Annotated in this window: 10 protein-coding genes; 4 read left to right on the top strand and 6 right to left on the bottom strand. The window is 70.6% G+C overall.

What is annotated here, in order from left to right:
• Nucleotides 1-175: 175 nt before the first annotated feature.
• Nucleotides 176-1,972, top strand: coding sequence for a BCCT family transporter (locus K933_RS14705; protein WP_023395538.1), 1,797 nt, complete (start codon nucleotides 176-178; stop codon nucleotides 1,970-1,972).
• A 201-nt stretch (nucleotides 1,973-2,173) separates the two neighbouring features.
• Here the strand turns inward: K933_RS14705 and K933_RS14700 are convergent, their stop codons facing one another.
• The 5 genes from K933_RS14700 to K933_RS14680 all read right to left on the bottom strand — a co-directional run bounded on the left by K933_RS14700 (nucleotide 2,174) and on the right by K933_RS14680 (nucleotide 7,448).
• Nucleotides 2,174-2,722 (bottom strand): DUF5812 family protein, encoded by a 549-nt coding sequence (locus K933_RS14700; protein ID WP_023395537.1) that lies wholly within the window; start codon nucleotides 2,720-2,722, stop codon nucleotides 2,174-2,176.
• 363 nt (nucleotides 2,723-3,085) lie between these two features.
• Entirely contained in the window at nucleotides 3,086-4,204 is a 1,119-nt protein-coding gene (locus K933_RS14695; protein ID WP_023395536.1) for an ABC transporter ATP-binding protein, read from the bottom strand.
• Nucleotides 4,205-4,211: 7 nt separating this feature from the next.
• Complete coding sequence (locus K933_RS14690) at nucleotides 4,212-5,048, bottom strand: carbohydrate ABC transporter permease (protein WP_023395535.1); 837 nt, start codon at nucleotides 5,046-5,048, stop codon at nucleotides 4,212-4,214.
• Nucleotides 5,048-5,968: a carbohydrate ABC transporter permease gene (locus tag K933_RS14685; RefSeq protein ID WP_023395534.1), complete on the bottom strand. Its 921-nt coding sequence runs from the start codon at nucleotides 5,966-5,968 to the stop codon at nucleotides 5,048-5,050. Before K933_RS14685 ends, K933_RS14690 begins: the two co-directional genes overlap by 1 nt.
• A gap of 82 nt (nucleotides 5,969-6,050) precedes the next feature.
• Entirely contained in the window at nucleotides 6,051-7,448 is a 1,398-nt protein-coding gene (locus K933_RS14680; RefSeq protein WP_049947900.1) for an extracellular solute-binding protein, read from the bottom strand.
• A 221-nt stretch (nucleotides 7,449-7,669) separates the two neighbouring features.
• Here K933_RS14680 and K933_RS14675 point away from each other — a divergent pair, with 221 nt between their 5' ends.
• From K933_RS14675 to K933_RS14665, 3 genes are all read left to right on the top strand, one after another.
• Nucleotides 7,670-11,005: an alpha-L-rhamnosidase gene (locus K933_RS14675; protein WP_023395532.1), complete on the top strand. Its 3,336-nt coding sequence runs from the start codon at nucleotides 7,670-7,672 to the stop codon at nucleotides 11,003-11,005.
• A 378-nt stretch (nucleotides 11,006-11,383) separates the two neighbouring features.
• A complete protein-coding gene (locus K933_RS14670; protein ID WP_023395531.1) occupies nucleotides 11,384-12,283 on the top strand; it encodes a hypothetical protein in 900 nt (299 codons plus the stop codon).
• Complete coding sequence (locus K933_RS14665) at nucleotides 12,270-13,778, top strand: lipopolysaccharide biosynthesis protein (protein WP_023395530.1); 1,509 nt, start codon at nucleotides 12,270-12,272, stop codon at nucleotides 13,776-13,778. Before K933_RS14670 ends, K933_RS14665 begins: the two co-directional genes overlap by 14 nt.
• A gap of 24 nt (nucleotides 13,779-13,802) precedes the next feature.
• Here the strand turns inward: K933_RS14665 and K933_RS14660 are convergent, their stop codons facing one another.
• Nucleotides 13,803-14,402, bottom strand: coding sequence for a hypothetical protein (locus K933_RS14660; protein WP_023395529.1), 600 nt, complete (start codon nucleotides 14,400-14,402; stop codon nucleotides 13,803-13,805).
• Between the last annotated feature and the right edge of the window lie 9 nt (nucleotides 14,403-14,411).

Below are 14,411 nucleotides of genomic sequence, written 5' to 3'. Positions count from 1 at the left end.
GGTCGCGAGACGGCAGTTCGGGAGCGCTCGCCGCGGCGTGGGCGGTCGATTCCGCCGGATTCACCCGCGTCGAGCCACGGCGTTCCGACGGATGACCGACCGAGCGCCGTCCCGGCGACCGGAGCGAGTATGAACGCGTACGGCGGGACCGGACGGCCGACCCCGGGGACGGTGCATGTCGGAGCGTGACGACCCGGCCGGCGACGTCCAGTCGGACCTCTTCCACCCCGACATCGACCGCGAACCGGGCGACACGAACGTCCGGCGGTTTGGGTTCGACGTCCACCCGGTCGTCTTCCCGGCCGCGCTGGCGCTGGTCGGTCTGTTCGTCGTCCTGACGGTGTTCTTCGGACACGTCGCGTCGCTCGCCGCCGACCTCGGCTCACTCGTCGGGGTGACGACCGGGTGGGGTCCGACGACGGCCGCCGACGCGTACGGCGCCGTCCGGGCGTTCTTCGAGACGAACTTCGGCTGGTTCTACCTGCTCGCGGTGAACGTGTTCATCCTCGCGCTCGCGTTCTTCGCGGTCAGCAAGTACGGCGAGGTGAGACTCGGCGGCGTCGAGGCGGAGAAGGAGTTCGGCGACCGCTCGTGGATGGCGATGCTGTTCAGCGCCGGCATGGGGATCGGACTCATGTTCTACAGCGTCTCCGAGCCGCTGTACTACTTCTCGGACGTTCCCGGCTTCTTCGGCGCCGAGGCCGGCACGGGCGAGGCGGGCGTCGCGGCCATGACCCAGACGTTCTTCCACTGGGGCTTTCACCCGTGGGCCATCTACGGTCTCGTCGGGCTGAGCCTCGCCTTCTTCTCGTTCAACCGCGGACTGCCGTTGACGTTCCGGTCAGTGTTCTGGCCGCTACTCGGCGAGCGCATCTACGGCTGGCCGGGCCACCTGATCGACCTCGTCTCCGTGTTCGCGACGCTGTTCGGCCTCGCCACCTCGCTGGGTCTCGGCGTCGCGCAGATCAACACCGGCCTCTCGTACGTTCTCGGCGACGTGCTCGGTCTCGTCGCCGTCCCGACGGGGATGCTGCCGCGGATCGCGCTGATCGCGATCATCACGGGGGTCGCGACCCTGTCGGTCGCCGCGGGTCTCGACGGCGGGATCGAGCGGCTGAGCCGGCTCAACCTCTACCTGATGACGGCGCTTCTGGGCTTCCTCCTGCTGGTCGGCCCGACCGTGTTCGTCCTCCGGACGTGGGTTCAGGGACTCGGCGTGTACCTCGGCGAGTTTCTCACGCTGTCCTTTTTCACGGGCGCGCTCGGCGACGGCCGCGCCACGGTGTCGGCGTGGACGGTGTTCTACTGGGCGTGGTGGATCGCGTGGTCGCCGTTCGTCGGCATGTTCGTCGCGCGCATCTCCCGCGGGCGGACCGTCCGCGAGTTCGTCGTCGGGGTGCTCGTGTTGCCGTCGCTGTTCTCGACGCTGTGGCTCGCCGTCTTCGGCGGGAGCGCGCTGTCGAACTCGCTGATGGGCGACGGCGCGGTGCTCGCCACCTACCAGGAGGTGGGCCAGACGGTGGCGATGTTCGCGCTGCTCGAGCAGTTCCCGTTCGGTGCGGTGTCGGGGCTGCTCGCGGTCACGCTCGTGGTGACGTTCTTCGTCACCTCCTCGGACTCGGGGTCGCTCGTGGTCGACCACCTCACGTCGGGCGGCAAGGAGCGCGTCCCACGCAGGCAGCGGGTGTTCTGGGCGGTCACCGAGGGCGGCGTCGCGGCGGTGCTGCTGTACAGCGGCGGGAGCGCCAGCCTGAACGCGCTCCAGACCGCGGCCATCGCGACCGGGTTCCCGTTCGCGGTCGTACTCGTCGTGATGTGTTACACGCTGTATCTCGGACTCGACGAGGAGTACGAACTGCTCCAGTCCGAGGAGTTCGCCGACCGCATGCAGGACCTGACCGAACGCGACATCGACATCGACCGCTCGCGGACGGAGGTCGTGACCGACGTCCGCGAGAACCCGGACGACTGACCGGCGTCGGACCCCACTCGGTCGCGGCGGCGACCCTCGTCGGGGCCGGTCCGTCGGTCGGCCGAGCGGATCCCACCGGACACCGGGTCCGCGAGCCGGAGTTAGTATCGCCGTATCCGGTTTATCCCGCACGCGGCGCGACCCGTTTCGGCGGCGCGGCTGGGCGGGGAGGCTCCCGGAGTAGAACCGACGAGCCGCGAGTTAGGGCATGTAGCGGACGACGACCACGCCGGGCGCCGACCGAACCTCGACCCGGTCGACGCCCATCCGGAGTGCGCGCGCCCGGGTCACGTCGTCGGAGACGACGTCCTCGACCGCCCGTTCGGTGTCCGCCTCGGGGACGGTCAACACGTGGATCTCCCCCTCGCCGGCGCGTTCGCGCCGGGCGAGTTCGCCCGTCGGCTGGTCGGCGGCGATATCGAGCGACTGCCGGGTGGGCGACTCGGAACTCCGCTCGATCGGGACCGACCGGCGGTCGTCGATCTCGACGAGTTGCCAGGAGACGTTCATCGGCGGGTCGGGCGCGACGACACCCTCGACGGCGTCGCCCTCCTCGACGCCGGGGTTGGTCGACAGCGTGTGGACCTGCCCGGAGTCGACGTTCCGGACCACCGCCGACCCCTCGTCGGCGTGCGTCACCAGGAACACCCCCTCCGATCGCTCCCCCCCGTCGTCGGCTTCCACGTCGAGCGACGCGCCGCTCAGCGCGGCTTCGAGCGCGTCCATGTCGGGTTCGTCGTCGTCGGTCATCGCCGGCGGGTACGCGGCGTGGACATTTCCCGGTTTCGCGTTCCCCGCGGCGACCCGTGGACCGTCTCCCGGCGTCCACCGGCGCTTCGCCCCGGTCCGCGCCGCTCTCGCCGCACGGATCCACCCAGTCGATAAACCGCAAAGCGCTGTATCGAACCGTGATTTCGACGGATGGGATGGCCACACCGGAGCGGCGTCGGGGCTCCAGCCGGAGCCTTCGGGTCGTGAGCGCGGGACCATCACGTCGCGTCGAGAACCGCGGGCGTCCCCGCCGCCGTCATCAGGGCGTGCCGCGACGCCGCGGGCGGATCCGGAGCGGGGCTGGGCGGCCCGTGTCCGGTCGAATCGAGGCGGCGGTCCGAGCTACCGCCGTTCGGCGTTGGCCGCGACGGGGTCGGCGTCGACGTGTCTGACGAGTTCGCCCCGTTCGTCGAACAGCGAGACGCGGTCGAGCCGGAGGGTGAGCGCCACCTCGTCCCCCTCGACGAACCGCTCGCCCGGCGGCTGGAGGATCGTGAGTTCCTCGCCCGCGTGGTCGACCACGAGGTAGGTGGTCGACCCGCGCATCTCCACGAGTTCGACCGTCGCGTGCAGTCGGCCGTCGCCGTCGTCGTCGGCCGACACGGGGACGATGTCCTCGGGGCGCGCGGCGAGGCGCCGGACGGTCGAGAGGTCGGCGTCCGCGTCGGCGGTGCCCGCGGGGAACTCGTAGCGCGCGCCGTCGACGACCACCTCCCGGCCCGTGACCGAGACGTCGAAGAAGTTCATCGTCGGGTTGCCGATGAAGTCCGCGACGAACTCGTTGGTGGGGAAGCGGTAGAGCGTCTCGGGCGTGTCGACCTGCTGGAGTTTGCCGTCGTCCATCACCGCGATACGGTCGGCGAGCACCATCGCCTCCTCCTGGTCGTGGGTGACGAACACCGTGGTCACGCCGGTCTGGTCTTGGAGGCGTTTGAGCTCCTTCTGGAGCTGGATCCGGAGCTTCTGGTCGAGTTTCGAGAACGGCTCGTCGAGCAGGAACGCTCGGGGTTCCCGCACCAGCGCGCGCCCGATGGCGACCCGCTGTTGCTGGCCGCCCGACAGTTCCCCCGGCGTGCGGTCGAGCAGGTCGGCGATGTCGAGCATCGCGGCGGTGCGCTCGACCCGGTCGTCGCGTTCGCCCGGGTCGACGCCGGCGGCGCGCAGCGGCGAGGAGATGTTGTCGCGGACGCTCATGTGGGGGTACAGCGCCACCTGCTGGAACACCATCGCGAAGTCGCGCCGGTTGGGTCCCTGGTCGGTGACGTCCTCGCCGTCGACGAGGACCGCACCGCTCGTCGGCGGTTCGAGCCCCGCGAGCATCCGCAGGGTGGTGCTCTTGCCGCAGCCGCTGGGACCGAGCAGGACGAGGAACTCCCCGTCGTGCAGCGTCAGTGTCACGTCGTCGGCCGCGACGACGTCGCCGTACTCCTTGCGCAGGTCGTCGAGTTCGGTTTCTACCATGGGTAGCTCACTCCAGTGTGAAGCCGGCGACCAATCGCTCCTGAGCGAGGAACGCCAGGATCACGATCGGCGTGATGGCGATGATCGTCGCCGCACCCATCCGGCCCCAGAGGATGCCGCGCGTCGTCACGAACCCCGCGAGGTAGATGGGGATCGTCTGTGCGCTCTGCGTGGTGGTGAGCACCAGCGCCAGGACGTACTCGTTCCACATCAGGATCGCCGTCAGGATGGCGGCGCTGGAGATACCCGGTGCCGCGAGCGGGAGCACCACCCGGCGCCACGTCTGTATCCGCGACCAGCCGTCGACCCGGCTGGCCTCCTCCAACTCCATCGGGATCCGCTGGAAGAAGATCAGCATGATCCACGTCGAGATGGGGATGCCGATCGGGAGGTACGCGATGATCAGCACGCGCCAGGTGTTGATCCACCCGACCCCGACGAACATCATGTAGATCGGGATCGCCACCGCGATCGGCGGGAGGAACCGCATGCTGAGGATGAAGAAGCTGACCTGGCCGTCGCCGGGGTCGTAGCGGGTCAGCGCGTACGCCGCGAGCGCGCCCACCACCACCGAGACGCCGGTGGCGACTGCGGTGACGACCACGCTGTTGCGGATGTACACCGGCATCCCCTCCTCGACGACCACGTTCCGGTAGTGCTCGAAGGTGAACTCGTCGGGGAGCAGCGTCGGCGGCGTCGTCTGGGGGTTCGCCGACAGGCCGGTGAAGAAGTCCCACACGAGCGGACCCCAGATCCACGCCAGCCAGAGCGCGAGTACGACCCCGACCGCACCGCGGGTCAACAGCCGCGAGTAGTTCGACGCGCCCTCCAGGTCGACCGCCATCAGCCCTCACCCCCGGGGGAGATCAGGTCCTCGGCGACGGACCTGAAGATCAGGTAGGCCGCGACGAACATCAACAGCCAGTAGAGGACGCCCGCGGCGTTCGCCCGCCCCAAGTCGAAGAAACGGAAGCCGTAGTTGTACGTCACCATCGCGATCGACTCGGTGTACGACCCCGGCCCGCCGAGCGTGAGCACCTGGATCTTGGGGAACACCTTGAACGCGCGCACCACCCGCAGGAGGAGCACGATCGCGATCGCGGTCCGCATCTGCGGTAGCGTGACCCACTTGAACTGCTGCCACCGGCTCATCCCGTCGACGCGGGCGGCCTCGTAGTAGACGGCCGGGATCGACTGGATCGTCGCGGTGAACACCAACACGAACAGCGGCGTCCACATCCACACGTCGGCGACGACGACGGCGACCGCCGACCACGGCCGGGAGGCGAGCCACGCCACCTCGATCCCCAGCAGGTGGTTGACCATCCCGTACTCGGGGGTGAGGAGCATCCGCCACGTCAGCCCGGTGACGACCGGGCTGAGCATCATCGGCGGGAGGCTGAGCACCACCCAGATCTGGCGGCGCTTCACGAACTCGCTGTAGATCAGCAGCGACATCCCCAGCCCGAGCAGGAACTCCGCGGTCACCACGACCAGGACGAACCCGACGGTGAACACCGCGCCGCTGGTGAACCGGCCGTCGGTGAGCACCCGGACGTAGTTGGCGAGGCCGACGAACTCGTCCATCCGCCCGGCCTGCGTGAAGTCGAACAGGCTGTTGTAGATCATCATCGCGAACGGGTAGATGGCGACCAGCCCCAGGAGGACGAGCGCGGGCGCGACGAACAGCCACGCGATGGTGCGGTCGTCGTCGAGTCGCGCGCGGACGGCGGACGAGTCGGTCACCGCCTCGAGCACGCTCATCCCGTCGCCCCGACCGGCGTCGGTCCCGGGTCGCTCGGAACCGGTCCGGGTGCGGAGCCGGGTCGGTCGGTCGCGCCCGGGGTCATTCGTTCTCGCTCATGATGCTCTCCCACTCGTCGTGGATCGACTGCATCGTCTCGGCGGCGCCGGTGTTCCCCGAGAGCGCGTCGCTGATCTGCACCTGCATCGTGTCGCCGAGTTCCTGGTAGCTGGGGTTGCGCGGCCGGAGCGAGAGCTGTTCGATCCCGGGGTTCTCCTCGGGGTCCTGATAGCGCGCCTGGGGGTACTCCTCTTTGATCTCGTCGGTGAACGACGACCGCCGGGTGGGCGTGACGCCGTGTTCGGTGAACGCGTACTTGTCCATCTCCTTCGAGGTGGCCCACTGGGCGAACAGGAAGGCGGCGTCCTTCACCTCCTGGTTCGAGTAGGTGTTGAGCAGGACGCCCCACCCGCCGAGGTTGGGGTAGCCGCCGGGGGTGAGCGAGACGCGGACGCCCTCCTCCCAGCCCCACTCGTCGATGAACTGTGCGGTCGCGGTGCCCCACTGCTCGACCGCCCAGGTGTTGCCGTCGAGGAACTGGTCGCGGCTCTGGGTGTACCCCGTCGACAGCGGGTTGCGCGCCCACTCCACCTGGTCGATGTAGTGTTGGAGCGCGGTGGTCGCCCCCTCCGCGTCCAGACGCGAGTTGCCGTCGTCGTCGAGCATCGACGCCTCGCCCGTCTCGGCGGCGAACCGGTTGGGGTAGTAGTAGACGATGTTCCACCCGCGCTGGCCCTCCAGCCCCATGTCCCACCCCTGGTCGTGCATGAACTGCGCGACCCGGTTGTACTTGGCGTAGCTCTCGTAGCCGCCGAACATCTCGGGCATGATCGACTCGTCGTGTTCGCTCTCGTAGGCGTCGGCGTGTTCCTCCAGTACGTCCTTGCGGACGGAGAGTTTCATCACGTCGCCGTACCACGGCAGGCCGTAGCGGGTGCCGTTCCACTGGCCGTAGTTCTCGGCGAAGACGGTCAGGTGGTCGTCGTAGTCGTAGTCGGCGTTCGCGAGCGGCGAGTCGAAGTACGGCCCGAGGTCCTCGGCGAACCCGGGTTGCATGAACGACCCGGTCCAGATCACGTCGCTGATGAACGCGTCGAACGACGCCTCCTGCGCGCGGAACTGGTTGAGAAGCTGTGTCAGCATCTCGCTTTGCGCGTAGGAGGTCACCTCCACCTCGATGCCCGACTGCTCGGAGAACTGCGAGGCCAGGTCGTTCCAGGCGTCGATGTAGTTGGAACTCGTAGCGAAGTTGAGTTCGACGCCCTCGTACGACCCCGTCGGGTTCGCGGTGTCGTCGACCTGTCCTCCGGGCTCGCCGCTCCCGCCGCCGGTGAGGTTGCCCACGCAGCCGGCCAGCCCCGCCGCCGTCGCGCCCGCACCGACGGCGCGAAGGTACGACCGGCGTCCGACCCGTCCGCGAGAATTGGTGTCACGGCCCATGCCGGCTGTAGGGAACAGCTGTATATAATAATTGTTGTGGATAGTTATCGGGCTCGTACGGCGGACCGGCCGACGTCGCCGTCGTGGCGGCCGGACGCGACGTATCACGTCCGGATTAGTTCCGTCCCGTGGGCGGGAGCCCGACCCGGCGGCCGTAGTGCGGGTCGTGCGGCGTGGGTCCGTCCCCCACACGTTAGTAGCGCGGGTGCGGTGTGGCTCCCGTGAGCGACACCTCCGGCATCTCCGGCAGCGCCGACACGGACCGACGGCCGACCGACCTGCGGGTCGAACACGAGTCCGCCCCCGAGAACGTCGACCCGACGGCCGCCCCGCGCTTCTCGTGGCGGCTGGCGACCGACCGGCGCGGCGCCGCCCAGTCGGCCTACCGGGTCGTGGTCGGCCGCGACGCCGACGCGGTGGCCGACGGCCGCGGCGACGTGTGGGACTCGGGGCGGGTCGACTCCCGCGAGTTCGCGGGCGTCCGCTACGACGGCCCGCCGCTCGCGGGCGACGGGACGTACCACTGGTCGGTCGCCGTCTGGACCGACGCGGGCGAGCGGACGGCGTGGGCGGAGCCCGCGCGGTTCGCGACCGCGCTCCGGCCGACCGAGTGGCGCGGCGAGTGGGTCGCCCACCAGCCCGGGAGCGGCGACGCGAACGGGTGGCGGGGACGGTGGCGGGCCGACGACTGGGACGGCGCCGAACGGGTGACGGTCGACCTGGGCGGGCGGCGCCCGGTGTCGGCGGTCGGTCTCCACCCGGCGGACCCGGTGACGGTCGTCCGGACGCCCGACGGCGCGGTCGTCGGGCAGTCGTGGTCTGACAGCGCCGTCGCCGGGTTCGGCTTCCCCGACGCCTACCGGGTCGAGGTGGCCGACGACGCCGACTTCGCGGACGCGACGGTCGTCGCCGAGGTGGGACCGACAGACCCCGAAAGCGGCGCGTTCGACTCCGAGGGGGACGAGACGGGCGACGCGGACGGCGCGGAGGACCCCGACCCGACCCGGTCGCGGACCCACGACGCCGACGCGACCGGGCGGTACGTCCGCGTAACCGCGACCGAGTTGGACCGGGTGGCGCCCGGGTCGAGCGGGTGGGCGGGCGGCGACGGCCGCCGGACGGCCGAGACGGAGCCGTGGCGCTGTTTCGCGCTCGCGGGGGTGACGGTCCGGACCGCCGACGGGGACGGCGACGCGGCGGCCGAACGGCCGGTGACCGCCTCGTCGTCCGTCGAGAGCGAGGCGTGGGGCCGCGACTACCTGACGGGGGGAGCGCCCGAGTCCGAACTCGCGTCCACCTCCCCCCTCCTGCGGACCGAGTTCCACCTCGACGGCGCGGTGCGCTCGGCGCGCGCACACGTCGCGGCGGTCGGCTACGGCGAGGTGTACGTCGACGGCGAGCGGGTCGGCGAACGACGGCTCGACCCCGCGTGGACCGACTACGAGCGGCGCGTGCTCACGACGACCCACGACGTGACCGACCGCGTATCGGAAGGAGCGAACGCGTTCGGGCTGTGGCTGGGTCGGGGATGGTTCTCGAAGCGGAGCGCCCACTGGGTCGCCGACGGGGCGCCGCGCGCGCGGGTGACGCTCGTGGTCGAACTCGCCGACGGGCGGACGCGGACGGTGACGACGGACGGCGACTGGCGGGCGGCCGAGAGCCCCGTCGTCGACAACGACATCTACGACGGCGAGCGCTACGACGCCCGGCGCGAGCGCGACGGCTGGGCGGAGCCCGGGTTCGACGACGCCGACTGGGACCAGGCGGCGGTCGTCGACCCGCCGGGCGGCGCGCTCGAACCCGAGCGGATCGAGCCGATGGGCGTCGTCGAGACGTTCGAACCGGAGGCGGTCCACGACCACCCCGCGGGACCGATACTCGACTTCGGGCAGAATCTCACCGGCTGGCTGGCGGTCGAACTCGGCGGCGCGGACGCGGGCGACGAGGTGACCCTCCGGCACGCGGAGGCGCTGACCGACGAGGGGGACCTCTCGACGACGGACCTCCGAACCGCGGACGCGGCGGACACGTACGTCGCGCGCGGCGGCGACGAGGAGACGTACGAACCGCGGTTCACCTACCACGGCTTCCGGTACGCGCAGGTGTCGGGCGCGCCCGACGGGTTCGACCCCGAGACGGTGACCGCGAAGGCGGTCCACACCGCGATGGACCGCCGCGGCGAGTTCGCGTGTTCGAACCCCGACCTGAACCGGGTCCAGCACAACGCGGTCTGGGGGTTACGGGGGAACACCCACTCGGTGCCCGAGGACTGCCCGCAGCGCGACGAGCGGTTCGGGTGGACCGGCGACGCCCAACTGTCCAACCGGGCGCTGCTGTACAACTTCGACGCGCTCCGGTTCGGCGAGAAGTGGCTCGCGGACCACGACGACGCCGCGTCGCCGATGGGGTACGTCCCGGACGTCGTCCCCGACAAGGGCGGGACCGACCCGGCGGACCCCTCGTGGTCGGTGACGCGCGTCACGGTGCCGTGGAACCTCTACCGGCACGACGGCGACGAGGCGGTGCTCCGGGAGGGGTACGAGTCGATGCGCGCGTACGTCGACTACTGGCACGCGGTGGCCGACGAGGGGCTGGTGCCCGAGCGGTACGGCAAGTACGGCGACTGGCTCGCGTTCGAGAACACGGACGGCCGGCGGGGACTCCCGGTCGAACTGTTCGCCACCGCGTTCCACTACCGCGCGACGGAGACGTTCGCGCGGGTCGCGGCAGTGGTCGGGAACGAGGCGGACGCCGCGACGTACCGCGAGCGGGCAGCGGGGATCAAAGAGGCGTTCAACGACCGCTACTTCGACGCCGACGCGGGGGTCTACGAGCCGGGGACGCAGGCGTCGACGGCGGTGCCGCTGTTCGTGGGGCTGGTTCCCGACGGCGAGGAGGCGGCGGTCGCCGAGACGCTCGCCGAGACGGTGCGGGCGGACGGGCGGCGGCTCAAGACGGGCTTTCTGGGCACGCGCGCGCTGTTACACGCGCTCGCGGACCACGGCTACGCGGACCTCGCCTACGAGGTGGCGAGCCAGCCCGAGCGGCCGGGGTGGGTGTACATGGTGAAACAGGGGGCGACGACGGTGTGGGAGCGATGGGACTCCGACGACAGCGTCGGCTCGGGGATGAACTCGCTCAACCACTCGCCGTTCACCCACGTCTCGGAGTTCCTCTACGAGGCGCTCGCGGGGATCCGGTTCGACGACCGCCCGGCGACCGAGCGCGTCACCGTCGCGCCGTCGCTCGTCGACGACCTGTCGTGGGTCTCCGCGAGCGTCGACACCCGCGCGGGCGAACTCGCGGTCGCGTGGGAGCGGACGGAGGGCGACGACGAGGGGGGCGAGCGCGACGGCTACGACCTCGCGGTGACCGTTCCGTGGAACACGCGGGCGACGGTGCGGCTCCCGGGCGCGGCCGACGCCGCGGTCACCGAGGCTGGCGACCCGGTCGACGAGCGCCCGGGCGTCCGGGCGGTCGAACGCGCGGACGGTGAACTGGTCGTCGACGTGGGCGCGGGCGACTACGAGTTCGCGGTGGAAGTCGAGACAGCGTGACGCCGGCCACCCCCACTGATCCCGGCGAGCCGCCGCGTCGGGCCTGGGAGTGAGTGCGCCGTCGAACGACACCCGAAACACGGTGGTCCGTGACCGCCGCACGGGGGGAACACTACCGGCGGTGGCGCCGAGAACGGGAGGGGAACACCGGTGGGGATGGTTCGTGTCGTCGGTCGACCGATCGACCGTACGGCCCCGGAAGCGCAGTGGGCGCGCCTCCACAGCCGTCATTTCACAAGTTTGAATATATAGCGCAATGGAGCGGGGGACGATGGCGGCATTCGACCTCGCGTCGGCACTTGACCACCGAGTGAGGGACCTCGTCGTCCTGGAGGAGCGGTTTCGTGTGCGGTGGAGATGGCGAGTGGGCGAGCGCGGATGGCACTGACGGGGACCGCCGCCACCGCGCTCGACCTCCCGGTGGTAGGGTCGCTCGCGGGCCCGGCGTTCCGGGCCGCCGTACTGGACACGCCCGTCGCCGGCGCTTACTGGCGGGTCGCCCCCGCAGTCCACCGACACCTCCGGTACGCCTCGTCCGACTACGTCGACCCGCCGGTCGACCCGTTCGGTCTCGTCCGCGTCGACCCGACGCGAATCACGCGCTTTACCGGTCGAGAGTTCCCGGTCTGGTCCGGTCGGTGGAGCGATATCGGCCGGATAATGGACGGTGACTGGGACCGCCGCGACCGCCCGCCGGTCGACCCCTCCTACGAGGGACCGGAGCCGTCGGTCTACCTCGGCGACCGGTTCGAGGATGCCCCGGTGTACCAGTGTCTGGAGGCGCACTTCGACGACGGCGTCCCGTGGGAAGAGACCGAGTTCGTCCGCGAAGTGGCGGCTCGAGCGAGAGACGACGGGACAAGCGGCTCCGTCTGGCAGCACTGCTCGACCGTCGACGAGATCAACGCCCACTGTCGGAAGCTCGACCGGCTCTACGAGGATATGCGCGGGCGTGGCTGTGTGTCGATGCGCGAACTCAACGCGCGGGGAGAGAAGCGGTTGACCCTCCGGCAGGTGATGGAGAACGAGATCCTGGTCGATATCGGACGCGACGGCCACCCCCTGTTCGTGACAGGTCGCCACCGCCTCTCGATCGCCAAACTCCTCGGGGTCGACTACGTTCCGGTCGCGGTCGCCGTCAGACACGCCCAGTGGGTCGCGGACCGCGACCGGTCCCGCGGGTCGGATACCGGCTCGTCCGCCCGGTGTGACGGCGAGAGCCGGCCAGGACTGCGTTCGGACGACGCGCCGGGAGAACCGTTCAGTGTCGCCTGGTAAGCGACTCCTGGCGGCGGTTCGACGCGCGCTCTCGGCGGGCGAGGACATCACCGACCGGTCCGTCACCGGGGGGCTGTGGCTCGGACTGTACAACGTCGCCGACCGCCTCCTCCAGTTGGGGACCGTGCTCTTCCTGGCGCGCCTGCTCGCCCCGACCGCGTTCGGGATACTCGGACTCGCGCTGGTCACGCGTTCGGCGCTCCGTCGGCTCACCAAACTCGGGTTAGACACCGCGCTGATCCAGCGACGGGAGGACGACGTCGACGCCTACCTCGACACGGTGTGGACGGTCGAACTCGTCCGCGGGCTCCTGATCGCCGCGGTCCTGTTTCTCGCGGCCCCGCTGGTGGCGTCGTTCTTCGGCGAGCCGCTGGTGGCCGAGATCCTCCGAGTGTTCGCGCTCCTGCCGCTCGTCGAGGGGGTCACGAATCCCGGCGTCGTCTACTTCGTGAAGGACCTCGACTTCCGGCGGGACGTGGCGTACAACTTCTCGGGGCGGGTCGCGTTCGTCCTCGTGGGCGTGGGGTACGGCTACGCGACGCGGTCGGTGTGGGCACTGGTGTTCGCGACCCTCGCCTCGCAGGTCGTCTCGACCGCCGCGTCGTACGCGATCCACCCGTATCGCCCCCGCCCGCGGTTCGACCGCGAGGCGGCAGCGGAGCTGTTCGACTACGGCAAGTGGGTGTTCGGATCGGAGGCGTTGATGTTCCTGATCAACGAGGGCGACGACGCGTTCGTCGGGTGGGCACTCGGGTCGTACGCGCTCGGCGTCTATCAGCTCGCCTACCGGGTGTCGAACGCCCCGACCACGGAGATCACCCACCCGATACAGCGGGTCGCGTTCCCGGCCTACTCGAAGGTTCAGGGGAACGTCGAGTCGCTCCGGGAGGGGTACTTCACGACCGTCCGGCTGATCACGCTGGTGTCGTTTCCCGCCGCCGTGGGGATCGGCGTCGTAGCCCCGCTGTTCGTCCCGGTCGTGCTCGGTTCGGGGTGGGGTGCCGCCGTCGTCCCGATGCAGTTGCTGGCGGCGTACGCGGCGCTCCGGTCGTTTCGGTCGGCGACCGTCCCGTTGTTCCGCGCGGTCAACCGCCCCGACCTCGACACAAAGGTCCGGCTGTTGAAGCTCGCGCTACTCGTCCCATTCATCTACCCGGCGGCACAGCGGTTCGGGCTCCCGGGGGTCGCGGCCGTGGTCCTCGGACACGCCGGCATCGCGGCACCGGTCGCCAGCTACGCCGCGGTCCGGAGCGTCGACGGCGAGTTCCGGGCGTTCGCCCGTCTCCTCTCGTTCCCCCTGTTCGGGAGTGCGGTCATGGGCGGAGTCGTGCTTCTCGTGCGAGACCGGATCGTCGGCGTACCTGCTATCGCCGAACTGATCCTCCTAGTCATCACCGGTGCGGTCGTGTACGCGGCCGTCATGCTCGGACTGGAGCGCCGACTCGGGATCGGACTCGACGAGATGTACACGGCGGTTCAGAACAGCGTTCGGTGAGAGGGGAAACGACCGCGCCGGGACTCACGACCGGAACAGCCGGTGGACCCCGACGACGAGCGCCGCGCCGAGCGTCGGGACGACCAGCCCCGCGACCGACGGGAGCGCGTAGAGGAACCCGACCGCGGGCGCGAACGCGCCCGACGGCGGCGGGCGAGCCACCGTCTCGCCGTCGAGTTGGAACGTCGCCGGCATCGCGGCGACCACCCCGAGATAGAGGCTGAGCAGGAAGACGTAGCCCGCGACCCCGAGCGCGGCGTCGTACGCCCGGGAGGGGACCGGGTCGCCGCGGCGGTGTGCGCGCGCGACGAACAGCACCGGCCCGACCGTCGGCGCGACGGCCGCAAGCCCCACGAGGATGAAGAACGCGCGGACCACGGAGAACCGCGCCTCCGCGGTGGCGCCCATCAACTGGACCAGCGCGAGCGCGAACAGCACCGCGAGCGCGGCCGCGGCGGCGCCGCCGACGAGTGCGTACGACCGGAACAGCCACGACTCGCTCGACCGGAACGCGTAGGGGAACGCGCCGACGACGCCGCCGTACGACCGCTCGCGGTCCGGGTCGGCCGCGTCGGCCGACTCCGCGGCGTCGGCGGTCCCCGCCGGGCGTGACTCCTCCGTCATCGACGGGGG

It is taken from the genome of Candidatus Halobonum tyrrellensis G22, from assembly GCF_000495475.1.
In the GTDB taxonomy this organism is placed as follows: domain Archaea; phylum Halobacteriota; class Halobacteria; order Halobacteriales; family Haloferacaceae; genus Halobonum; species Halobonum tyrrellense.
The sequence above is the reverse complement of the archived record's forward strand: the minus strand, read 5'-3'. Positions and strand labels throughout refer to the sequence as shown.